Annotated in this window: 19 protein-coding genes; 11 read left to right on the forward strand and 8 right to left on the reverse strand. The window is 73.4% G+C overall.

All coding sequences use genetic code 11. The features are described from left to right. The first annotated feature begins 174 nt into the window (after positions 1 to 174). The gene (locus ACGFT2_RS16860) at positions 175 to 981 is read left to right on the forward strand and encodes an SGNH/GDSL hydrolase family protein (RefSeq protein WP_393278557.1); all 807 of its coding nucleotides are present in this window, start codon (positions 175 to 177) and stop codon (positions 979 to 981) included. Between the two features lie 18 nt (positions 982 to 999). Here the strand turns inward: ACGFT2_RS16860 and ACGFT2_RS16865 are convergent, their stop codons facing one another. From ACGFT2_RS16865 to ACGFT2_RS16880, 4 genes are all read right to left on the reverse strand, one after another. Further along, positions 1,000 to 2,628, reverse strand: a complete 1,629-nt coding sequence (locus ACGFT2_RS16865) for a serine/threonine-protein kinase (protein ID WP_393278559.1) — start codon at positions 2,626 to 2,628, stop codon at positions 1,000 to 1,002. A gap of 44 nt (positions 2,629 to 2,672) precedes the next feature. After that, a complete protein-coding gene (locus tag ACGFT2_RS16870; protein ID WP_393278561.1) occupies positions 2,673 to 4,385 on the reverse strand; it encodes a nickel transporter in 1,713 nt (570 codons plus the stop codon). Then, on the reverse strand, positions 4,382 to 5,854 hold the full coding sequence (locus ACGFT2_RS16875) for a tetratricopeptide repeat protein (protein WP_393278563.1): 1,473 nt from the start codon (positions 5,852 to 5,854) through the stop codon (positions 4,382 to 4,384). The genes ACGFT2_RS16870 and ACGFT2_RS16875 overlap by 4 nt, the downstream gene beginning before the upstream one ends. A gap of 83 nt (positions 5,855 to 5,937) precedes the next feature. Next, positions 5,938 to 7,479 (reverse strand): DUF4331 domain-containing protein, encoded by a 1,542-nt coding sequence (locus ACGFT2_RS16880; RefSeq protein WP_393278565.1) that lies wholly within the window; start codon positions 7,477 to 7,479, stop codon positions 5,938 to 5,940. Positions 7,480 to 7,688: 209 nt separating this feature from the next. On the opposite strand from ACGFT2_RS16880, the gene ACGFT2_RS16885 reads away from it, so the two are divergent. The 3 genes from ACGFT2_RS16885 (at position 7,689) to ACGFT2_RS16895 (ending at position 9,436) form a co-directional block, all read left to right on the forward strand. Further along, on the forward strand, positions 7,689 to 8,231 hold the full coding sequence (locus tag ACGFT2_RS16885; RefSeq protein WP_393278567.1) for a sigma-70 family RNA polymerase sigma factor: 543 nt from the start codon (positions 7,689 to 7,691) through the stop codon (positions 8,229 to 8,231). Next, entirely contained in the window at positions 8,228 to 9,040 is an 813-nt protein-coding gene (locus ACGFT2_RS16890) for an anti-sigma factor domain-containing protein (protein ID WP_393278569.1), read from the forward strand. The genes ACGFT2_RS16885 and ACGFT2_RS16890 overlap by 4 nt, the downstream gene beginning before the upstream one ends. A 126-nt stretch (positions 9,041 to 9,166) precedes the next feature. Further along, positions 9,167 to 9,436 carry a hypothetical protein gene (locus tag ACGFT2_RS16895; RefSeq protein ID WP_393278571.1) on the forward strand — a complete coding sequence of 90 codons (270 nt, stop codon included), beginning with the start codon at positions 9,167 to 9,169 and terminating at the stop codon, positions 9,434 to 9,436. Positions 9,437 to 9,623: 187 nt separating this feature from the next. On the opposite strand, the gene ACGFT2_RS16900 is transcribed toward ACGFT2_RS16895, so the two are convergent. From ACGFT2_RS16900 to hmgA, 4 genes are all read right to left on the reverse strand, one after another. Next, positions 9,624 to 10,820: a CaiB/BaiF CoA transferase family protein gene (locus ACGFT2_RS16900; protein WP_393278573.1), complete on the reverse strand. Its 1,197-nt coding sequence runs from the start codon at positions 10,818 to 10,820 to the stop codon at positions 9,624 to 9,626. A gap of 126 nt (positions 10,821 to 10,946) precedes the next feature. Beyond that, on the reverse strand, positions 10,947 to 12,101 hold the full coding sequence (locus tag ACGFT2_RS16905) for a type ISP restriction/modification enzyme (protein WP_393278575.1): 1,155 nt from the start codon (positions 12,099 to 12,101) through the stop codon (positions 10,947 to 10,949). A gap of 25 nt (positions 12,102 to 12,126) precedes the next feature. After that, entirely contained in the window at positions 12,127 to 12,876 is a 750-nt protein-coding gene (locus ACGFT2_RS16910; RefSeq protein WP_393278577.1) for a GntR family transcriptional regulator, read from the reverse strand. A 27-nt stretch (positions 12,877 to 12,903) separates the two neighbouring features. Next, on the reverse strand, positions 12,904 to 14,220 hold the full coding sequence (hmgA, locus tag ACGFT2_RS16915) for a homogentisate 1,2-dioxygenase (RefSeq protein WP_393278579.1): 1,317 nt from the start codon (positions 14,218 to 14,220) through the stop codon (positions 12,904 to 12,906). 152 nt (positions 14,221 to 14,372) lie between these two features. On the opposite strand from hmgA, the gene ACGFT2_RS16920 reads away from it, so the two are divergent. The 7 genes from ACGFT2_RS16920 (at position 14,373) to ACGFT2_RS16950 (ending at position 22,500) form a co-directional block, all read left to right on the forward strand. Then, a complete protein-coding gene (locus tag ACGFT2_RS16920) occupies positions 14,373 to 15,029 on the forward strand; it encodes a hypothetical protein (protein WP_393278581.1) in 657 nt (218 codons plus the stop codon). Between the two features lie 64 nt (positions 15,030 to 15,093). Further along, positions 15,094 to 15,711, forward strand: a complete 618-nt coding sequence (locus ACGFT2_RS16925) for a TetR family transcriptional regulator (RefSeq protein WP_393278583.1) — start codon at positions 15,094 to 15,096, stop codon at positions 15,709 to 15,711. Between the two features lie 159 nt (positions 15,712 to 15,870). Beyond that, complete coding sequence (locus ACGFT2_RS16930; protein WP_393278585.1) at positions 15,871 to 18,102, forward strand: molybdopterin oxidoreductase family protein; 2,232 nt, start codon at positions 15,871 to 15,873, stop codon at positions 18,100 to 18,102. Positions 18,103 to 18,226: 124 nt separating this feature from the next. Beyond that, entirely contained in the window at positions 18,227 to 19,714 is a 1,488-nt protein-coding gene (locus ACGFT2_RS16935) for a CitMHS family transporter (protein WP_393278587.1), read from the forward strand. Positions 19,715 to 19,742: 28 nt separating this feature from the next. Continuing rightward, positions 19,743 to 21,023 (forward strand): MFS transporter, encoded by a 1,281-nt coding sequence (locus tag ACGFT2_RS16940; RefSeq protein WP_393278589.1) that lies wholly within the window; start codon positions 19,743 to 19,745, stop codon positions 21,021 to 21,023. Between the two features lie 102 nt (positions 21,024 to 21,125). Beyond that, entirely contained in the window at positions 21,126 to 21,812 is a 687-nt protein-coding gene (locus ACGFT2_RS16945) for a hypothetical protein (RefSeq protein ID WP_393278591.1), read from the forward strand. Beyond that, positions 21,799 to 22,500 carry a class F sortase gene (locus ACGFT2_RS16950; protein WP_393278593.1) on the forward strand — a complete coding sequence of 234 codons (702 nt, stop codon included), beginning with the start codon at positions 21,799 to 21,801 and terminating at the stop codon, positions 22,498 to 22,500. Before ACGFT2_RS16945 ends, ACGFT2_RS16950 begins: the two co-directional genes overlap by 14 nt. Positions 22,501 to 22,692: the final 192 nt, after the last annotated feature.

The following is a 22,692-nucleotide window of genomic DNA, read 5'->3' on the forward strand; positions in this document are numbered from 1 at the left end:
CGGCCGCGCCTCTGACGGTATGTCAGCGGACGCCGCTCGCATCCGCAATAGATGAGCGGTGAACGTTTCGCGTTGATCCTGTTGAGACGCCAAGAGTTTTGGCATGAACACTTCCCGTCAACACGCGTAGTTGCTACCACAGTTACGGCAGACATGCTGCTAAAGGGAGGTTCCATGAGACGTTCCCGACTTACCGGATTAGTGACCTCGCTCCTCCTCGCCGCCGGTCTCGGTCTCACCGGGGCCGCTTCGGCGCAGGCGTCCCCCACGGCCGCGACCGGCGGTTATGTGGCCCTCGGTGACTCCTACTCCTCCGGAGTGGGCTCCGGCAGCTACATCAGCTCCAGCGGCGACTGCAGCCGCAGCACGAAGGCGTACCCGTACCTGTGGAACGCCGCCCACAGTCCCTCCTCGTTCGCCTTCAACGCCTGCTCGGGCGCCAGGACGGACGACGTCCTCGCGAACCAGCTCGGCTCGCTGAACTCCTCCACCTCACTGGTGTCCATCACCATCGGCGGCAACGACGCGGGGTTCGCCGACGTCATGACCACCTGCGTGATCCAGTCCGACAGCGCCTGTCTCTCCAAGATCAACACGGCGAGGTCGTACGTCGCCAACACGCTCCCCGGCAAGCTGGACACCGTCTACAACGCGATCAGCGCCAAGGCCCCGTCCGCGCGCGTGGTGGTCATCGGCTACCCACGCTTCTACCTGCTCGGGCAGACCTGCCTCGGTCTCTCCGAGACCAAGCGGTCCGCGATCAACGACGCGTCCGACTACCTCGACGCCACCGTGAAGACCCGCGCCTCCGCCCACAACTTCGCCTTCGGCGACGTCCGTACCACGTTCTCCGGCCACGAGATCTGCTCCAGCAACTCCTGGCTGCACAGCGTCAACTGGCTCAGCATCGGTGAGTCGTACCACCCCACCGCGGCGGGCCAGTCCGGCGGCTATCTGCCCGTGTTCACGAACGCCGCCTGACCCTGCGGGCTCCGCCCATCAGGGCGAACTGCCGGGCGAGCCCGAGGCGGACGCGGAGGCCCCTTCCGACGGGGTCTCCGCCGTCGCGCAGGTCACCGAGAAGGGCACGGACTCCGAGGTGACGCGGACCGGCCCGCGCACCTCCACGCCGATCTCGTTCTCCACCGTCGCCGCTTCTGAGTACGCCGTCACCGTCACCCGCACCTGCCGGGACCTGTCGCCGCCGGCCGGGAAGGACAGGGTCCTCCACCCCGGATCCGACACCGACCCGTGTGCCGGCACCCATCGGTACTCGACCTCCGCCGGCAGCCGCCCCACCGTGAACGTCGCCGTGAAGGACGGCGCCTGAGCGGCCGGCGGCGGACAGGTCCCGGAGTACGCCGTGTGCGCCCCGGTCAGACGCACGTGCACCGACTGGGCCGGCTCGCCGCTCGCCGAAGGGGTGCCGTGCGTGGGCGGGGGCGCCGCGGTGTCCGACTCCGGGGAGCCGCTCGCCGCGGGGGAGTGCGCACCACCGCTCGCCCGGCCGGTGGTCTCGGTCTCGCCCCCCTTGCCGCCCCCGCCCCGGTGGAGCAGTGCGTACGTCACCCCCGCCAGCGCCAGAACCACCGCGAGCACGCCCGCGATCAGGACGAGGGCGGCGCGCCGGTTGCGTTCCGGCCGCGGATCCGGTCGCGCGGCCGTGGCCCACGGGTCCGGGTAGCCGGTGGGCAGCGGCACCGGTGGCGGGCCGGCCGGCCGCGTCGCCCCGTCCCGCGAGGAGCGGTCCGCGGCCGGAGCGTACGGCGACGACACCGCCCGCGTGTCCGCCCGGGACGCCCCGCCCGCCGCGACCAACCGCAGCTCCCGCTGCGCCTGTTCGGCGGACAGCCGGCCGGCCGGGTCCTTGCGCAGCAGTCCGGCGATCACGGGCGTGAGCGGCCCGGCCCGGTGCGGAGGCGGCAACTCCTCGTCGACCACGGCCCGCAGAGTGCTCAGCGGAGTGTCCTGCCGGAACGGGGAGACACCTTCGACCGCCGCGTACAGCAGCACGCCCAGCGACCACAGATCCGACTCGGGGCCCGGCGTGCGCCCCAACGCCCGCTCCGGCGCGAGAAATTCGGGTGAGCCGATCACTTCACCGGTCATGGTCAGCGCGGAGCTGCCCTCGACGCTGGCGATCCCGAAGTCCGTGAGGACCACCCGGCCGTCGTCGGCGAGCAGCACATTGGCCGGTTTCACGTCCCGGTGCAGTACCCCGGCCGCGTGCGCCCCGCGCAGCGCGGACAGCACCTCGGCACCGATGTGCGCGGCATGCTGCGGTGGCAGCGGGCCCTCGGCCTCCAGCCGGTCGGCCAGGGAAAGACCGCGCACCAGCTCCATCACGATCCAGGGGCGGCCCGCCTCGGTCGCCACGTCGTACACCGTGACCACGTTGCGGTTGGCGACCCGGGCCGCCGCCCACGCCTCCCGCTCCAGGCGTGCGTACATCCGCTCGACGTCCGCGGCCGGCAGCCCGGCCGGGGCTCGCACCTCCTTGACGGCCACCTCGCGGTGCAGCACCTCGTCGTGGGCGCGCCACACGGTGCCCATGCCGCCTTCGCCCAGCGGAGTCAGCAGACGATAGCGACCCGCGATCACACGTTCACGGCCCGGTTCGACGGACACGGGCGCCCCCAAGGCATCTCGCGCGAATCCTCCACGAAAGTAGCTCAGCTCAGCGCGGTCACGGCCCCCTTGAGCACCAATCCGGTACCGAGCGCGACCACGAGCAGAGCGGAACCGAGCGGCACCGAGCGGCGCACCAGCGCGGCCAGCGGGTGCGTGGTCCAGCGCGGACGCCGCTCCAGCACCCGGGCCACCCCCGACCCCATTCGCACCACGGCGAACCCGGCCGCGGTGAGCGTCAGCGCGAGACCGGCCCCGTACGCCACGACGAGCAGCAGCCCGAACCAGGCCTGCCCGAGCGCCGCCGCGCCGACCAGCACGACCACGGCGGACGGGCTCGGCACCAGCCCTCCGGCGAACCCGAGCAGGATCGTGCCGCGGAGCGTGGGAGCGGTGGGGTGGCTGTGGGTGTGCCCCCCGTGGGTGTGCACCACACCGGCGTGCGGGTGATGCCGCCCGCCGTGATCGTGGTTGTGGTCGCCGTGATCGTGGTTGTGTTCGTCGTGCCCGTGACGGTGATCCTGGGCGAGGTCGCCGTGGTCGTGATGGTGATCGTGGTCGCCGTGGTCGCCGTGGTCGTGATGGTGATCGTGGGCCGGTCCGTCGTGCTCGTGGGTGTGTCCCCCCTGGGCAGGACGGTGCTCGGCATGCGCGGCCTCCCGGTGCGCTCCGGCCAGGACCAACGGGCGCTGCTCGGCTCTCACGTGCGGGTGCGGGTGCGGACGCGCGGGCGGGCGGTTGCGCCAGGCCCGGCGTACGAGGTCGGCACCGGCCAGCAGCACCAGCGCGCCGCTCGCGACGCCCAGCCAGGCGATCACCGACGGCGTGGCGGCGGAGCCCGCCGTCACGAGCAGGCCGAGGGCGACGACGCCGAGGGTGTGGGTGACCGTGACCGAGGCGGCCAGCGGAAGCACGTCCCGCAGCCTGGCCCGGCCCCCGCGCGCCGCCGCCGACGCCGCCATCAGGGTTTTGCCGTGGCCCGGGGCGAGGGCGTGCATCGCGCCCAGAGCGACCGCGATCAGCAGGGCGAGCGCGGCGAAGCCGACGGTGAGGTCGTGGCGGGCCACCAGGTCGTCGAGGGCCCGGGTCCAGCGGTCGGCGCCCCGGGGGAGCACACCGGCGCCGGGGGCGTCCTGCCGTTCCGCGTCCGCCGCGAGCGCCGGTCCGCCGGGGCGCACCCGCAGGGTGGCGGTGGCGGTGTCGGCCGGCGAGGACAGCAGGTCCCCGGGGTACGCGGTCAGTTCGTGCGAGACCGACGTCTTCGGTACGTCCGTCGCGGTGAGCGTCGTCCGGTCGCCCCGCGCGGTGATCTCCCGCCAGCCGGGCCCACCGGTGGCCCCGGCACCGCGGAAGCGGAGGGTGACGCCGTGCCCGCGGGGGAGCCCGGCGGTCAGCCGGCACTCCACGCGCAGGGTGTGCAGCCCGGCCTGACCGGGACGCAGATGTGCGGTGGCGCCGGCGGCGGTCAGGGCGGTCGGGCGCCCGGAGACGGTGAGCCTGCTGTCCGCGGCGGCCCGGGCGCACCGCTGCCGGGCCCACGCGGCCGGTCCCAGCCGCTCCAGGTCGGGCCCGGCCTGGGTCGCCGGGATCTCCGCGAGGTCCTCCACGTGGTCGACTCTGAGCTGTCCGGGCGCGGCGACCAGACCGTCGTAGCGGTTGACGGTGAAGTTGCCGAGGGGATGCGCGCTCGCGGGGCCGGCGGTGAGCAGCACGAGGCCGCATCCGGCGAGGAGGGCGAGCAGCCGGCGTGTCGTCACTTCGCGCCCTCCAGAGCCGCACGGGCTCGCGCGGCGCCCAGCGGCGAGAAACCGGGGTTCAGCCTCAGGGCCGTGGTCAGCGAGGAGCGGCCGGCCGCGCGGTGGCCCGTGGCCAGCTCGATCACCCCGCGGTGGTAGCGGAAGGCCGCGTTGCGGTAACCGGTGGCCGTGGCCCGCCGCGCGTAGGGAAGGGCCTGTGCGTCGCGGCCGTTGACGTGCAGCGCCCAGGCCAGGGCGTCCGCGGTGTGCACCGTGTGCCGGCGGGCCCATTCGGCGCGGGCCGCCCGCAGCGCGGCCGCCCTGTCGCCGTGGTCGGCGGCGGCCAGCGCGGTGTCCAGGTCCGCGTTGACGCCGTTGGCCCGGGCCAGTGCGATCCAGGCGTCCACCAGGGCGTACTGCCGCCGCGCCCGCGCCCCGTCGCCGGCCGCGCCCCGCGCCTCGTACAGCTCGCCCAGTTCGACGAGCGGGCCCGGCAGCGGGTACCGCGACACCACCGCCTCCAGCCCCTTGATCGCGGCGGCCCGGTCACCGCTCGCGGCCTGCGCGCGGGCCCGGCCCTCCAGCGCCGGCAGGTAGCCGTCGTCCGCGGCGAGGGCGCGGGCGTAGTGGCGCAGGGCCGACTTGTAGTCGCCCTGGTTCCAGTCCAGTTGGCCCAGCTGCGCGGCCACGTAGGCCGTGTCGCCCGGCGAAGTGGCGGCGGACAGGGCCTGTTCGAGGACCCGGCGCGCCGTGGTGACGTCGCCGCGCAGCTCGTGCACGTAGGCGTACCGCGTGAAGACCGGTACGCCCGGTTTGCGCGCGTCGGCGGTGCGGGCCGCCTTCGCCGCCTCGGGGTACCGGCCGAGTTCGACCAGGGCGTCGATGCGGGAGGACAGCGCGCGCTCGCTGTACGGGTTCTGCCGCAGGGCCGCGTCCGCGAAGGTCAGGGCGTGCTCGAAGTCGTGCCGGGCGGCGGCCAGGGCGGCGCGGCCGGCCAGGGCCCGGTCGTTGTCCGGCGCCGACGACAGGGAGCGCCGCAGCGCCTGTTCCGCCTGCGGGTACCGGGACGGGTCGCCCTTGGTCCGCGCCTGCTCGACGTAGGCCAGCCCCAGGGTGGCCCAGTCGCCGGAGTCCTTCGGCTGGGCCCGCAGATGCGTCTGGAGCGCGGCGATGCTCGCGTCCAGGTCCCCGCCGCCCAGGACACCGGGGTCGACGGCGGCGGCGGCGACCGGCTGGGACGCCGGCGCCCGGTGGGTACCGAGCGCGATCGCGCCGCCGGTCATGGCGACCGCCAGGAGCGCGGCGACGAGAGCCAGTTGCGAGCCGTGACGGAGGCGCCCGGCGGCACCGGCCCGGCGCACGGCGGCCACCCGCGCATCACCGCCGGCCTCGCCCGCACCGACGGGCCGGAGCTCCGCGGTGCCCGCGTTCGTGCCGTCGGGGTTCTCCGTCCGCTCGTCCTTCTCGTCGTCCTGCCCGCGCGGGCCCATGCCTTCTCCTCCGTCGGTCGTGTGGAAGGCGCGGCCCGCCGTGGGGGAGTACGGGCCGCGCCGGTTTCGGTGGGACGCCGGTGTCAGTAGGCGCGCTGCAGGCGCCGGCGCCACCAGGCGAAGGCGGTCCCGAGCAGCAGGATCCCGGCGGCGCCGGAGGCCGCCGAGGCGGCGATCAGCATGGTGTCGCCGGAGCCGCCCGTGGAGGAGCCGGCCGGCTGGAGGGCGTCACCGAGCTGGCTGCGCACGTCCGCACCAGCGGTCGCGCCCTTGGCGAGCCGGCCGCGCGAGCCGGCCGTGGGCTCGGCGACGTACGGGAAGTACTTCTCGAAGTGCTTGTCGTTCTTGTCGACGGCGTCACCCAAGTCGTTCTTGGAGCCGACCAGTTCACCCTCGACGACCTGCAGCGCCTCGTCGATCACGTCGTCGGTGAGCCGGCGCCCGTTCGGGAAGCCCGCGTTGTCGCCGTCCAGCACGCCCAGCCGCTTGGGGTGCATGCTGGGCTTGATCGAGGTGTTGAGCCGCAGTTCCTCCGAGGGCTTGCCGTTCGGCGGCTGGTTCAGGCCCTTGACACCCTTGAGGAAGACGTCGACGAGATCGTTGCGCGGCTCGGCGGGCGCCTTGATCTTGTAGATGGACTCGATGAGCTTCGGCAGCTCCGGATTGGTGACGTTCTTCAGGAACTGCGCGTCGTACGCCGGCTGCGAGGCGTTGAACTTGTCCTTGTCCTTCTGCGGGTTGACCACCTCGTTCACCAGCGGGTTGCCGAGGCGGGAGACCTGCGTGTAGTAACCCTGGGCGTTGCGCCGCTGGGTGGTGGACCAGATGCCGACGACCGGCTGGTGTGAGGACTCGCGGATCAGGTCGTTGGGCACCTGCAGGGCGATGGTGTTGACGTTGTAGCCCTTGAGGGTGTCCCGGCCGACCTCGCTGAGGTTGCCTCCGTACAGCAGGTCGAAGACGCGCAGGTCCAGGAAGAACGGGTCGTCGGCCTGGCCGGCGAAGGTCGTGGTGCCGCCCGCCGTCTTGTACACGGCCTGGGAACGCAGCTTGCCGTAGTCCGGCATGGACGCCTTGCCGACGTTCGACGGCGCCGCCGGCACGTCGTCGGCGAGCTTCGTCCGCGAGACCTCGTGGCCGTTCTTCGTCCTGATGAGGTCGAGGTCGTAGGTCTGCGTGATGTTGAGGTCGGGGTCGGCCAGGTTGGTGACCGCCCCCGTGTTGTAGAGGAACGTGTCTTTGTTCTTCGTGTGCGTCGTGAAGGTGTAGCGGAACACCGAGTCGCCCTGCGCGTCACCGTTGCTGTCGATGTGCAGGTCGTACTGCGCGTCGTCCGCGAACGTGTAGAAGTTCGGTCCGCCCGCCGGTTCCTCGAACGGGATCCAGTCGGCCACGATCGTCGTCGTGTCGGGCTTGTCCGGACTGACGAACGCGTACAGGTCCGTGTTGTCGTACTGCGGGGTGCCCGAGATCAGCGGGGCCTCCCGGTGGGAGGAGGCGGAGGCCGCCCCGGGTTCCAGCGCGGTGACGCCGGCGGCTGCGAGCCCGCCGGCGGCCAGTGCTCCGCATATGAGCGTGACCAGGCCCGAGCGCCCCGCTCCGCTCCTGGAGAAAAGAGGTGTCATGCCGTCCGTCCTCAGTGCCGACTTGCCTTTGACGGACGGGTATACGGAGCTGAGGCGCCGATCGGCTTGGTCGGACGGGGAAAAAGTTTTTTCCGGCCCATGACCCGCGTTTTCGGCCCGCGGATCCGTATCACCTCGGGGAGGTGTGTGCGGTGCGGATGCGCGGTGCGCGGGGAAGACCGGGCTGCGGCCACGGAGAGGGGGCCCGCATGGCGGCCGACGAGCTGCTGATCCTCGTGGCCGGCGGCGACCAGCGGGCGTTCGAGGAACTGTACGGACTGGTGTCCGGGCCGGTGTTCGGGCTCGTCCGGCGGGTGGTGCGCGATCCCGCCCAGTCCGAGGAGGTCGCCCAGGAGGTGCTGCTCGAACTGTGGCGCTCCGCCGCCCGCTTCGACCCCGGCCGGGGCAGTGCCCTGTCCTGGATCCTCACCCTCGCCCACCGCCGCGCCGTCGACCGGGTGCGCAGCGCCCGCGCGGCCGGCGAACGCGAGCAGCGGGAGGCGCTCCGCGCCGGGGAACCCGCCTTCGACCAGGTCGCCGAGGAGGTGGAGGCCGGACTGGAACGCGAGTGGGTGCGCCGCTGCCTGAGCCGGCTCACGGCGCTGCAGCGCCAGTCGGTGACCCTCGCCTACTACGACGGTTACACCTATCGTGAGGTGGCCGAACGGCTGTCCCTGCCACTCGGCACGGTCAAGACGCGGATGCGTGACGGACTGGCCCGGCTGCGCGAGTGCCTGGGAGGTGCCGCATGAGCATGTTCGGCGGACTCCTGGGCCGCGAGGGCCTGCACTCCCTCGCCGCGCCCTACGCGCTCGACGCACTCGACCCCGGCGAGCGGCGCCGGTTCGAGAAGCATCTGCGGGGCTGCGACCGCTGCGCCGGCGAGGTGCAGACCCTGGCCGAGGACGCGGTGCGCCTCGCCTGGTCCACGGCGGCCCCCGCGCCCGCCGTCCTGCGCGACCGGGTCCTGGCCGCCGTCCGCAGCACCCCGCAGGAGCCGGCTCCGGCCCGCGAGCCCGCGCCCCGGCTGCCGCCGCACGTGTGGGGCGCCCAGCCCCCGCCGGGCCGTGTCCGTCCGCCCCGGCCGCGCCCCCTGTTCGTGCCGTTCGCCACGGTCACCGCCGCGGCGGCCCTCGTCGTCGCCGCCCTCTTCGCCGTCCAGGCCCATCGCACCGAGGACCGTCTCGCCGCCGAGCAGACCCGGGCACGTGAGATCGCCCACGTTCTCGCCGCCTCCGACGCCCGCGCCGTGAACAGCGAGGACACCCGGGGCCGGAGTATCGGAGTGATCGCCTCCGCGTCGAAGGGGGAAGCCGTCGTCACCCTCAGCGGATACGGCGACCCCTCCGGAGGGCGCGTGCACCAGCTCTGGCTCATGCGCCCCCGCGTGCAACCGCGCTCCCTCGGGCTCTTCGCGGGCGACACGCCCTTGGTCGCGAAGGGGCTCGGCACGTCAGCTACGTCACTCGCCGTAACCGTCGAGCCTGACGGAGGGTCAGCGCAGCCCACCGGCCAGCCCATTGTCCAACTCGCCCTGAAACCGGTTGGATTCGGAGAGTAGTCAAGCAGGGATGGTCAACATCCTTACAGGGAAGGTGAATCCTGTGGCCGAGATACACGCGTGCCCCACCGGGGCGATAGGGTTACCCTGCCCGGGCCGGGTGGACTCGTACGGGTGGGGAGTGACATGGAGCAGATAACAGTGCGCAGCAGGGCCAGGGTCCCTGCGATCACCTGCGGGAGCAGCGCGACCAGTTCGCGCCTCGACCGCCATCTCTCGGTGCTGGGAGGCCCCGCCATACCGCAGCGGGAGACGATCGAGGCGACCTCGCTGATGCGTGAGCTGACGGCGCGAGACGCCGTGCACGAGCGCAGTGACCGGGGTGCGCGGGTCAGCCGTGTCTCCCTCTTCGCGCCGCTGCGCCGGCTGCGCCGCTCGCTCTTCGGCGGCCACTAGCGCGCTTCCAGCGGTCACCGATCGACCTCGGCCACCGAGCACCTCCCGATCACCGCGTACCTCACCGATCACGGAACACCGAGCACCTCACCGATCACCGCGTACCTCACCGATCACCGAGCATCTCACCGACCACCGTCACCGAGTGAACCGGCGCCCCCGGAGCGCAATTCCGGGGTGCCCGCGGTCAGGCCGCCACACCGTCCCGGCGCAGTGCTGCGATCTCGTCGTCCGTCATTCCCACGGCACGCAGCAGCGCCGCGGTGTGCTGCCCGAGCGCGGGCACATCACCCATCCGCGCCTCGTCACCGCCCGGCAGGGTGATGGGCGGCAGCAGCGCCTTCAGCGGTCCGGCCGGCGATCCCACCTCACGCCACCGCTCCCGTGCCGCCAGCTGAGGATGCTCCGCCAGCTCGTGCAGATCCCGCAGCCGCGCACAGGCGATGCCCGCCCGCTCCAGCCGGGCCAGCGCCTCCTCGGCGTCCAGCACCCGCAGCGCGTCGCCGACCAGTTCGTCGGTGCGCGCCCGGTGCGCCACCCGCGCCGCGTTGGTCGCGAACGCCGGATCCGTCCCCAACTCCGGACGGCCTATGACCTGCTCCGCCAGCCGCCGCCACTCCCGGTCGTTCTGCACCGACAGCAGCACCCGCCCGCCCCCTGCCGTCGCATAGGCGTCGTACGGTGCGATCACGGCGTGCGCGAGCCCGGTGCGCGCCGGGGGCTCACCCCCGTGCATCGCATGGTGCAGCGGATGCCCCAGCCACTCGGCGAGCGCCTCCAGCATGGACACCTCCACCGGACCGCCCAGCCCGGTCGTCCCGCGCCGGACCAGGGCCGCCAGCACGCCCGAGAAGGCGTACATGGCGGCCGCGATGTCCGCCGCCGGAACGCCCGCCTTGACGGGCTGCGCGGGCGTCCCCGTCACGGACACCAGCCCCGCCTCGCACTGCACGAGCATGTCGTACGCCCGCTTGTCCGCGTACGGCCCCGAGCCGCCGTAGCCCGAGATGTCCACGGCGATCAGCCGCGGGTGCTCCGCGCACAGCGTGGCCGCGTCGAGGCCCAGCCGGGCCGCGGCACCGTGGGCGAGGTTCTGCACGAACACGTCCGCGTCCGCGATCAGCCGCCGTACGACGCCGAGACCGCGCGGATCCTTCAGGTCCAGCGCGAGGGACTCCTTGCCGCGGTTGCACCACACGAAGTGCGAGGCGAGACCGCGGGCCGCCGTGTCGTAGCCGCGTGCGAAGTCACCGCCGTCGACCCGCTCCACCTTGATGACCCGGGCGCCCAGGTCGGCGAGCTGGCGGGTGGCGAAGGGCGCGGACACGGCCTGTTCGACGGCGACGACGGTGATGCCCTCCAGGGGCAGCGGCAGAAGACCCATGGGGTGGATGATCTCCCCTGACCGGCCGCTCTGTCAGCAGCCGCCCGTCGGCGACGGCCCCGGCGAGGGGACGGGCCGGGGGCCGGGCGGGCGCCGGAGCGGGGCCCCCGGTCCCCTCGCCCCGGGTCAGAGCAGCGCGAACTGCCCGTCCGGGCCCTCCTCGTGGTGGTCCAGGACCGAGGCGGGGCGACGGGAGGGATCCGGTGGCGGAAGGACGCCGGCCTGCCGCAGGTCGGCCGCCGTGACGGCCGACTCCGGCGGGGAGCCGGCGGCCGGCGGCCGCAGTTCCGCCAGCAGTGCGAGGACCGTGATGAGTTCCAGCAGTTCCGACGTCCAGGCCTGGGGCCAGGTCGCCGGGCGGATCCCGGCGAGGGTGCCCGGGCCGGCCGGGGTGGTCCGGGCCGCGAACCAGGCCTGCAGGACCCGGACCCCGGCCACCTCGTGGTCCCAAACCTGGGGCGGGACGGGGGAGACACGGCCGTCGTCGAGGTACAGCGTCTCCTCGTCACGGTCGTAGTGGAGGTGCACCGGGCGGCTCGGCAGGGGAGCGCGGACGTAGGGCCGGCGGCCCCCCGGCAGCTTGGGGCGTTCGCCGTCACGGCACATCAGCCAGAGCATCCGGCGGCCGGACTCGACGCCGCGGGACCACAGCTCCCGGTCGCCGGTGAGCGGCACGGTCAGGTCCGGGCGGACCGTCGCCAGGATCCAGGCCAGCACGTCCGGTGGCGTGACCCGGTCGCCCAGCCGGGCGGACAGGTGCTCCAGCAGGCCGGGAGCGAGATTGGGCTCCGTGCCGCCGGGGCGCCGGTGGAGCGGGCGGACGCGGCCGGCGCGCAGGGTGGGCAGCAGGGACGTCGCCAGCAGCGGGGTGCGATCGTCGCCGGTCTCCACCGTGAACACCTGGTGTGCGTCCGCCACCCGCCACAGCTCCGGGCGGGCCGCGTCGATCAGCCGGTGGTCCGGGATGATCCACTGCTCGTCGAAGGGCGCCGCCAGGACCCGTACCGGCTCCGCACAGGGTCCTTCGGCGCGTGCGAGCCGTCCGGTGCCGGCGGCCCGGCCCGGCAGCTGGCCCACCGCCGACCGGAGCGTACGCGCGCGGGTCGGCTCGAACAGGGCCTCCCGGTCCGGCCCTTCCGCCTTCAGCAGGGCGTCCCAGCGGGCCTTCAGCGAAGCGGGGTCCGGTGCCGTGGGCCAGGCGCGGCCCGGTCGCAGCGGTGCGACGGACCACGGCATGAGGTCCGCCAGCAGCGGAGCGTCGTCGTGCGTCACGCACGGCATGGTACGGCCTGAGCGGTGCCCGGAGTCAGGTCGCGTCCAGCGTGACGGTGAACGAGAAGCGGTCGCCCCGGTAGTGGATGACCGCCACGTCCAGGACCCGGCCCGCGGTGTCGTAGGTCACGCCCGTGTAGTGCAGGATCGGGCTGAGCAGCGGTACCCGGAGCAGCCGCGCGGTCTCCGGGTCCGCTAGCCGGGCCTCCACGGTGTCCGTGATGCGGCTGATGTCCGCCTTGACGACGTCCCGCAGCACCTTCGTCATCGGCCAGCGGACCAGATCGTCCAGGTCGATCCGCGCGGCGAGCTCGGGACGTACGTGGTTGACGGCGTGGTTGGTCGGCTCGCCGGTCTTCTCGTCGCAGCGCAGCCGGTGGTACGTCGCCACCTCCGTGAGATCCGTGAAGTGTTCGGCGACGCAGGCGGGCACCGGTGCGTGGCCGTGGTCCAGCAGCTCGGTCGTCATACCGGACTGCTGGGCCACGATCGCGTCCACCGAGCCCAGCAGCCGCACGGGAGCGCCGCGCCGCACCCCGGGCTCGATGAACGTGCCGCGCCGCCGGTGCCGGCTGATCAGCCCCTCGTCCTCCAGCTCCTTCAGCGCCTGCCGCATGGTCAGCACGCTGACGCCGTAGTGCTCCGCCAGCTGCTCCTCGGTGGGCAGGCGCAGCGGGTCCTGCGGCGAGCGGCCGAGTATGGAGGCGCGCAACGACTGCGACACCTGGTACCACAGCGGCAGCTTGCGGTTCAGGACGATCGAGTCCGGGGCGAAGGAGGTCACACGGCTATCCGTACCTGTCGGGGCTGTTCAGTGCAATGGACGGAAATGGCGCTGCAGACCCTGCCACACGTCGTCGTAGCGCCGCTGGAGATGCCCCGCGCCGGCCGCGTGCGGGGTGAGCGTCACCGGCCAGCGGGTCTCGAACATGAAAGCCAGCCCGTCGTCGATCTTCTGCGGCCGCAGCTCGGCCGCGCTCGCCCGGTCGAAGGTCTCCCGGTCCGGACCGTGCGCCGACATCATGTTGTGCAGCGAACCGCCGCCCGGCACGAAACCCTCCGCCTTGGCGTCGTAGGCACCCTCGATCAGGCCCATGTACTCGCTCATCACGTTGCGGTGGAAGTACGGCGGCCGGAAGGTGTCCTCGCCCACGAGCCAGCGCGGCGCGAACACCACGAAGTCGACGCCGGCCAGGCCCGGGGTGTCCGACGGAGAGGTCAGGACCGTGAAGATCGACGGATCAGGGTGGTCGTAGGAGATGGAGCCGATCACATTGAAGCGGCGCAGGTCATAGACGTACGGCACATGGTTTCCGTGCCAGGCGACCACATCGAGGGGGGAGTGGTCGTAGGTCGCCGTCCAGAGGTTGCCGCAGAACTTGTTCACCACCTCCACCGGGCCCTCGACGTCCTCGTACGCGGCGACCGGCGCCCGGAAGTCCCGGGCGTTGGCGAGGCCGTTGGCGCCGATGGGGCCGAGGTCCGGCAGCTGGAACGGCGCCCCGTAGTTCTCGCACACATAACCCCTGGCCGACTCGTCGAGCAGCTCCACACGGAAGCGCACCCCACGCGGAATCAACGCGACGTGTGCGGGCTCCACATGGAGCCGGCCGAACTCGGTGTGCAGTAGCAGCCCGCCCCGCTCCGGCACGATCAGCAGTTCCCCGTCGGCGTCCGAGAAGACCCGCTCCATCGAGGCATCGGCCTGGTACAGGTGCACGGCCATGCCGGTGCGCTGGGTGGCGTCGCCGTTGCCGCCGAGGGTCCACAGTCCGGCCAGGAAGTCGGTCCCCGCGGGCGGTTCGGGCAGCGGGTTCCAGCGCAGCCGGTTCGGGTCGGGCACCGTCTCGGTGAACGGCGCCGTGCGGATCGCGCCGTTGCCGGTGCGGGTGAACGCCGGGTGCGCGGCCGACGGCCGGATGCGGTACAGCCAGGAGCGGCGGTTGTGCGCCCGCGGCTCGGTGAACGCCGTACCGCTCAGCTGCTCCGCGTAGAGGCCGAGCGGTGCCCGCTGCGGCGCGTTGCGGCCCTCGGGCAGGGCGCCCGGCACCGCCTCCGAGGCGTGTTCATTGCCGAACCCGGTCAGATACGACAGTGCCTCGGCGGTCTTCCGCGCGTCCCCGCTCATGATCGCTCCCTTGCGGTCCTGATTCCTATGCAACACCGTAGGAATGTGCGAGGCGGTGCGCAAGAGGGGCCCGCGTACTGCGGCCGGGGGACGGAAGGAACCAGACTTCAGGGGGATTCGGGCGGCCGGAGCGCTGTCCTAGTCTCCGGAGCATGTCGTGGACGACGTGGACGACGTGGACGCGCGGATCTCTCGCCGCGCTCGCGGCCTGCGTCCTGCTGCCGTGCGCGGCGGCGGGCTGCGGGACCGGCGAGGCGCACGGGCGTGGGAGCACGCTCTCTCCCTCACCGGTGGGCCGGATCCTGGACGACACCGACGACGCCGGCCGCCATCTGCGGGAGGTGGCCGAGCGGGACGCGCCGGAGGTCGGCGTCGAGGTGACCCCGGACTCCGGCGGCGGCTGGGACGTCCGGCTGGCCTTCCACCGCTTCCGCTGCTCCGCACCCGGCGCCGGGCCTACGGCGGCCCCGGGGCGTGGGCTCGCCCACCTCTTCGTCGACGGCCGGCGGGTCGCCCGGCTGCGCGCGCCCGAGTACCACCTGCCCGGCCGCCTCGTCCCGCGCGGCACCCACCACGTCACCGCGCGCCTGTACGCGGACGACGGCACGGTGTGGGCCGTACACGGCAGGCCGGTACAGAGCACCGCCGACATCACGGCGTCGGACCCGGCGGCGGACGTGAGGGCGGACACGGCGCCGGACGCGGATACGGACGGGCACGCGGGCAGGGCGCCGGACCCGGCATCGGACGCGGATGCGGTCGCGGCGGGGCCCTCGGTCGCGACCCCGACCCTCGTCACCGGCGAGTGAGTGCACCGGCCGCCGTTCTCCGTACTGGCGGGCGAGGTTCACCGGAGCGCGGCGGAGAGGCATCATGAACTCCGTGCCCGAAGCGACATCCCTCCGCCGCGCGCCCGTACAGCGACGCAGTGCCGAACGGCTCACCAGGATCCTGGACGCCTGCGCCGAACTCCTCGACGAGGTCGGCTACGACGCCCTGAGCACCCGCGCGGTCGCCCAGCGCGCCGGCGTGCCCATCGGCTCGGTCTACCGGTTCTTCGGCAACAAACGGCAGATGGCCGACGCCCTCGCCCAGCGCAACCTCGACCGGTACACCGGGCGCGTCACCGAGCGGCTGAAGGAGGCCCGCGAGGGCGACTGGCGGGCCGCGATGGGGGTCGTCCTGGACGAGTACCTGGCCATGAAGCGCACCGCGCCCGGCTTCTCCCTGGTCGACTTCGGCAACCAGATCCCGGTCGGCGTGCGCCAGGCCGAGCCCAACACCCGGGTCGCCGACCGGCTCTCCGGCCTGATCTCCGGATACCTCGGCCGGACCCCCGACGAGGACCTGCGCCGGGTCTTCCTGGTCGCGGTGGAGAGCGCCGACACCCTGGTCCAACTGGCCTTCCGGACCGACCCGCAGGGGGACGAGGCGATCATCGAGGAGACGCGGGCGCTGCTGCTGGCCTACCTCGGACGCGTACTGGACTGAAGCCCCCATTCCGCCCAGAGGCTCCCCGTCATTCCCCCCAGGGGCTCCCCCCTCGTTCTTCCCGGGGTCTCCCCTCCATGCATACCGGTCGGTATGCTCGACCGGAGTTCGCCGCACCCGTCCGTGCTCACCCGGCACCCCCGACCCTCCGGAGGACCCGTGTCCCGCACCGCTCTGCGCATCTGCCCTCTGTGCGAGGCCACCTGCGGGCTGACCCTGACCATCGAGGGCACCCGGGTCACCGGCGCCCGCGGTGATCGCGAGGACGTCTTCAGCAAGGGCTTCATCTGCCCCAAGGGTGCCTCCTTCGGCGCCGTGGACGGGGACCCCGACCGGCTGCGCACCCCGCTCGTCCGGCAGGACGGCACACTGCGCGAGGCCACCTGGGACGAGGCCTTCGACGCGGTCGCCGCGGGCCTCGGCCCGGTCGCGGAACGGTACGGCCCGAACGCCGTCGGCGTGGTCCTCGGCAACCCCAACGTGCACACCGTGGCCGGCGCCCTCTACCCGCCGGTCCTGCTGGGCGCCCTGCGCACCCGCAGCCTGTTCACCGCGTCCACGGTCGACCAGATGCCCAAGCACGTCTCCAGCGGACTGCTGTTCGGGGACGCGGGCGCGATCCCGGTGCCGGACCTCGACCACACCGCCCATCTGCTCCTCATCGGCGCCAACCCGCTGGAGTCCAACGGCAGTCTGTGCACCGCGCCCGACTTCCCCGGCAAACTCAAGGCGCTCAAGGCCCGCGGCGGCCGGCTCACCGTCGTCGACCCGCGCCGCACCCGCACCGCCAGGCTCGCCGACCGGCATCTGGCGATCCGTCCCGGCACCGACGCCCTGCTGCTCGCCGCGATGGCCACCGTGCTGTTCGAGGAGGACCTGGCCGACCTGAAGGACCTCGCCCCCCACGTCCAGGGCCTCGAGGAACTCCGGTCAGCCCTGAGCGACTTCACCCCGGAGGCCGTGGCCGCGGCCTGCGACCTCGACGCCGGTGACATCCGCACCCTGGCCCGCGAACTCGCCGCCGCGCCCACCGCCGCCGTATACGCCCGCATCGGCAGCTGCACCGTCCCGCACGGCACCCTGGCGAGCTGGCTGGTCGACGTCCTCAACATCCTCACCGGCAACCTCGACCGGCCCGGCGGTGCCCTCTTCCCGCAGGCGGCCACCGACAGGACGCCCCGCCCGGCGGGGCCCGGCCGCGGCTTCGCCCTCGGCCGCTGGCGCTCCCGGGTGAGCGGACACCCGGAGGCGAAGGGGGAGTTGCCGCTCTCCGCCCTGGCCGAGGAGATCGACACGGCGACCGCCGAGGGCGAGCCGGTGCGCGCACTGATCGTCGTGGCCGCCAACCCGGTGCTGTCCGCGCCCGACGGCGACCGCCTCGACAAGGCGCTGGACTCCCTGGACTTCATGGTCGCCGTGGACCCGTACCTGAACGAGACCTCGCGCCACGCCCACGTCGTACTGCCCCCGCCCCCGCCCTCCCAGAGCCCGCACCACGACTTCGCCTTCAACGCCCTCGCCGTGCGCAACCAGGTCCGCTACAGCCGCCCCGCGGTGCCGCTGGAACCGGACCGCATGGCGGAGAGCGAGATCCTCGCCCGGTTGATCCTGGCGGCCACCGGCATGCACGGCACCGACCCGGCCGCCGTGGACGCCATGGTCGTCGACCAGACCCTCGGCAAGGCCGTGCGGGAGGAGCACTCGCCGGTGCACGGCCGCGATCCGCGTGCCCTGGCCACCCGGCTCACCGGCGACACCGGCCCCGAGCGGCGGCTCGACATGATGCTGCGGCTCGGCCCCTACGGCGACGGCTTCGGCGCGCGGCCCGACGGGCTGACCCTGGCCAAGGTGCTCGCGCACCCGCACGGCATCGACCTCGGCCCGCTGCGCCCGCGGCTGCCGGGGCCGCTCAGGACCCGCAGCGGCCGAATAGAGCTGCTGCCGGACCCCATTGCCGGCGACCTGCCCCGGCTGCGCCGGGCGCTCGGCGAGCGCCCCGAGGGGCTCGTCCTCGTCGGCCGCCGCCATCTGCGCTCCAACAACAGCTGGATGCACAACGTGCCCGCCCTCACCGGCGGCAGCAACCGCTGCACCCTGCACATCCACCCCGAGGACGCCGACCGGCTCGGCGTGCGCGACGGGGAGGACGTACGGATCAAGGGCGCCGGGGGAGAGGTGGTGGCCCCCGCCGAGGTCACCGACGGCGTCCGGCCGGGGGTGGTGAGCCTGCCGCACGGCTGGGGGCACGACCGCCCCGGCACGCGGCTCGGCCACGCCTCCAAGACCCCCGGCGTGAACGTCAACCAGCTCCTCGACGGCAGCCTGCTGGACCCGCTCTCGGGCAACGCGGTCCTCAACGGCATCCCCGTCGCTCTCTCGGCGAGCCTGTGACCTGGAGTTCTGCGCTTATTGCTCGCGCGTCAACGTCTTGTTAACGCCGGACGACGGGACCTAACGTCAACGCACCGCCGACCCCCAGGTGGGATGTTCAAGGGCGAACGTTAGGTATCCACTCATGCTGACCATCCTCGGCTTCGCCATGATCGCGACCTTTCTGGTCCTGATCATGCTGAAGAAGATGTCGCCGATCGCGGCGCTCGTGCTGATCCCCGCGCTGTTCTGCGTGTTCGTCGGCAAGGGTGCCGGGCTCGGCGACTACGTCCTCGACGGCGTCACCGACCTCGCCCCGACCGCGGCGATGCTCATGTTCGCGATCGTCTACTTCGGTGTGATGATCGACGTCGGCCTCTTCGACCCGATCGTCCGGGGCATCCTCCGGTTCTGCCGGGCCGACCCGCTGCGCATCGTCGTCGGCACCGCGGTGCTCGCCGCGATCGTCTCCCTCGACGGCGACGGCTCGACCACGTTCATGATCACCGTCTCGGCGATGTACCCGCTCTACAAGCGCCTGAAGATGTCCCTGGTCGTCATGACCGGCGTCGCCGCCATGGCCAACGGCGTGATGAACACCCTGCCGTGGGGCGGCCCGACCGCCCGGGCCGCCACCGCGCTCAAGGTCGACGCGAGCGACATCTTCGTGCCGATGATCCCCGCGCTGGCCACGGGCCTGGTGGTCGTCCTCGCCCTCGCATACGTCCTCGGCCGCCGCGAGCGCAAGCGGCTCGGCGTGCTCACGCTGGACGAGGTGCTGGTCACGGAGTCCGCCGAGCAGGAGAGGGCCGCCCTGGTGCCCGCCGGCAGCGGCACGGGTACGCCGGGTGCGGGTGCCGCCGAGGGCGAGGGCGCGGCGGCAGCCCAGGGCGCGGAAGGCACGGACGGTGCGGCCGGCGGCGAGGATGCGGCGGGCGCGCACGGTGCCGGCGGTGACGCGCCCGGGGCCGGGCGGCCCGGAGACGACGGATTCCAGGGGCTCGACCCGTCCCGTCCCACCCTGCGGCCCAGGCTGTACTGGTTCAACGCCCTTCTCACGGTCGCCCTGCTCACCGCCATGATCATGGAGTGGCTGCCGATCCCGGTGCTGTTCCTGCTCGGCGCCGCACTGGCCCTGACCGTCAACTTCCCCCACATGCCCGACCAGAAGGCCCGCGTCGCCGCCCACGCGGAGAACGTCCTGAACGTCTCCGGCATGGTGTTCGCCGCGGCGGTCTTCACCGGCGTCCTGCAGGGCACCGGCATGGTCGACCACATGGCCAAGTGGCTGGTCGGCAACATCCCCGACGGCATGGGCCCGCACATGGCCCTGGTGACCGGCGTGCTGAGCATCCCGCTCACGTACTTCATGTCCAACGACGGCTTCTACTTCGGCATCCTGCCGGTCCTCGCCGAGGCGGGCCACGCGCACGGCGTCTCCTCGCTGGAGATCGCCCGCGCCTCGATCGTGGGCCAGCCCCTGCACATGTCCAGCCCGCTCGTCCCCGCCGTCTACGTCCTGGTCGGCATGGCCAAGGTCGAGTTCGGCGACCACACCAGGTTCGTGGTGAAGTGGGCCGTCCTCACTTCGCTGGTGGTCCTCGGCGCGGGAATCCTGTTCGGCACCATCTGACCCGCGCGGCACACAGGAGGACCCGACCATGACGCCCGCCGGGAACCGCGGCCGGCTGTTCCGCCTCGTCGTCCCGTCCGCCGGGAACCGCGGCTGGCTGCTCCGCCTCGTCATCGCCTTCGGCTTCGCCCAGGGGGCGGTGTCCATGGCCCGGCCCGCCGTCTCCTACCGGGCGCTCGCGCTGGGCGCCGACGAACGGGCGGTCGGCGTCATCGCGGGCGGGTACGCCCTGCTCCCGCTCTTCGCCGCGGTGCCGCTCGGCCGCCGCACCGACCACGGCCGCTGCACGCCCCTGCTCTGCGTCGGCGTGCTCCTCATATCCGGCGGCTGTGCCCTCAGCGGGGCCGTGGAGTCCCTGCCGGCGATGGCCCTGTGGAGCGGGGTGATGGGCCTCGGCCACCTCTGCTTCGTGATCGGCGCGCAGTCCCTGGTCGCCCGCCGGTCCGCCCCGCACGAACAGGACCGCAACTTCGGGCACTTCACCATCGGCGCCTCCCTCGGCCAGCTCGTCGGCCCGGTCGCCGCCGGTGCCCTGATCGGCGGCCACGACATGGCCGGCAGCAGCGCGCTGGCCCTCGTCGTGGCGGGCGCGGGCGCGGCGGTCGCCTGCACCTCCCTGTGGCGCCTCGAGGACGGTACGGCGGCCGGCTCCCGCCCGCCGCACGGCGAGCGGGTACCGGTCGGCGGGATCCTGCGCGCCCGGGGAGTGCCCGCGGGAATGCTGGTCAGCCTGTCCGTACTGTCCGCCACCGACGTCCTCACCGCCTACCTTCCGGTGGTCGGCGAGCACCGCGGCATCTCCCCCTCGGTGGTCGGCGTCCTGCTCGGCCTGCGTGCCGGTGCCACCATCGCCTGCCGGCTCGTCCTCAGCCCGCTGCTGCGCCTGCTGGGCCGGCCCGCGCTGCTGACCGTGACCTGCCTCCTCGCGGGCGTACTGTGCGCCGGGGTGGCGCTGCCGGTGCCGGTGCGGGCGCTCGGCCCGATGCTCGCCGTCCTCGGGTTCTGCCTGGGCGTCGGGCAGCCGCTGTCGATGACGACGGTCGTCCAGGCCGCCCCGGCGGACGCCCGCTCGACCGCGCTCGCGCTGCGCCTGACCGGCAACCGGCTCGGCCAGGTGGCCGCCCCGGCCGCGGCGGGCCTGGTGGCGGGGCTGGCCGGTGCGGGCGCGCCGTTCGTCATGCTCGGGGCGCTGCTGCTGCTGTCGTCCGGAGTGGCGCTGCGCTCGCCGGGGCGACCCGGGAGTGCCGCGGGACCGGCGTCGCACGAGCGGCCGGAGCGGTCGGGATTGCGCCGCACGAGCGATATTTGACGACGCGCCGGGCGTCGCTGCCGCGGGCGGCGCGCTCCATGAAGGAGAGTCCAGGCGAAAGAGCGATTTGTATGAAAATCGTCTGAATTCGGAGGAGCGCTCATGCCCACCCAGACACTCCCACGTGCCGTCGGCTCCCGCGCGGGCGCCACTGTCGTCCTCACCGCCCTCGCCGCGGCGGGCGCGTCATGGGTGGCGGCGCCGAACGCGATGGCCGCGGGCGAGAACGGCGACATCAGGATCCACCGCGCCGAGATGTATCCCAACTCGGGTGGCAAGGACGACCCGTTGGTCTGCAGGTTCTACCTCGACGCGGTCAACTTCGACGTCCTGCCCACCATCGCGTACACCATCACGCCGCAGCCCCCGCTGCCCACCGCGGCCACCGTCTCCGGCACCATCCAGCTCGCCGGTGGCGCCGGGCACACCGACCCGCTCGGCCTGGCGGACGGCCAGTACAAGATCACTTGGGTCGCGGGTGGCGCCACCAAGGAGAAGGTGTTCCGCGTCAACTGCCGCGACGGGCAGCACGACGGCCAGCACGATGGCCAGCACGACGGTGCACAGGGCCCGGGCGGGCAGATCGAGGACCACCAGCAGGACAACGGGGGCTGGAGCCAGAACGGCCAGCAGCCCCCGAGGGGCGGCGTGCACGCGGGCGGCGGCGGTCTCGTCGACACGGCGGCCGCCTACTCACCGGTGACGGCCGCGGCGGCGGTGGGCCTGGTCGCGGTCTGCGGTGCGGTGTACTTCCGGCTCATCCGCCGGCGGCCCCATGGTGCCGCGTAGGCGCAGACGCAGGCCCTGGCACCGGACCCGCGCCTACCGCCTCAGCAGGACGGCCCTGCTCGTGTTCGTCCTGGTGACGGTGGGCACGCGGTGCGGCGGGCACGGCTCACCTGCCGTGCCCGGCCAGACGGCCCGATCGGGCGCCGCGGGACCGCACTCCGGCCGTGCGGACGGACTCGGCCCGGACCGGACGGAGTCCGGCGAGGACCGCACGCCCCCGCCCCGTCCGCTGTCCCGCTCCCGGCCCACGATGTTCCGTGTCCCCGCGCTGGGGATCGACGCCCCGGTCACGGGTATCCGGCTGAACCGCGAAGGGCAGTTGGAGACGCCGCCCGTCGACACACCGAGGCTGGTCGGCTGGTACGAGGGCGGCCCCACCCCGGGCGAGCCCGGCACCGCGGTCGCCGTCGGCCACCGGGACACCACGACCGGCAGCGCCGTGTTCGCCGGACTCGCGCAGGTCAAGCCCGGAAAGCGCATCGAGGTCGAGCGGGCCGACGGGCGCAGCGCCGTCTACACCGTGGACCGGGTGAAGGTCTTCGACAAGGCGGGCTTCCCGGACAAGGAGGTCTACGGGCCGGCCCGGCGTCCGGAGTTGCGGGTGATCACCTGCGGCGGTCTCTTCAGCCGGCGGACGGGCTACACCAGCAACGTGGTGGTCTTCGCCCACCTGGCCGCCACGAAGTGACCCGATGGTGCGGGCGTCGCGCCCGCACCATCGGCTCCACCCGGCTCCACCCGGCTCCTCTCGGCCCCACGCCCGTCGACCCGGGGCTCCCGGCTCCTCTCGGCTCCGCGCCCGTCGCCCCGGGGCTCCCGGCTCTCCCCGGCTGCGCGCCGCTCTGCCCGGCGTGCCCCGGCCCCCTCCCGGAGTCCGGCG

Source organism: Streptomyces sp. NPDC048514, from assembly GCF_043199955.1.
In the GTDB taxonomy this organism is placed as follows: domain Bacteria; phylum Actinomycetota; class Actinomycetes; order Streptomycetales; family Streptomycetaceae; genus Streptomyces.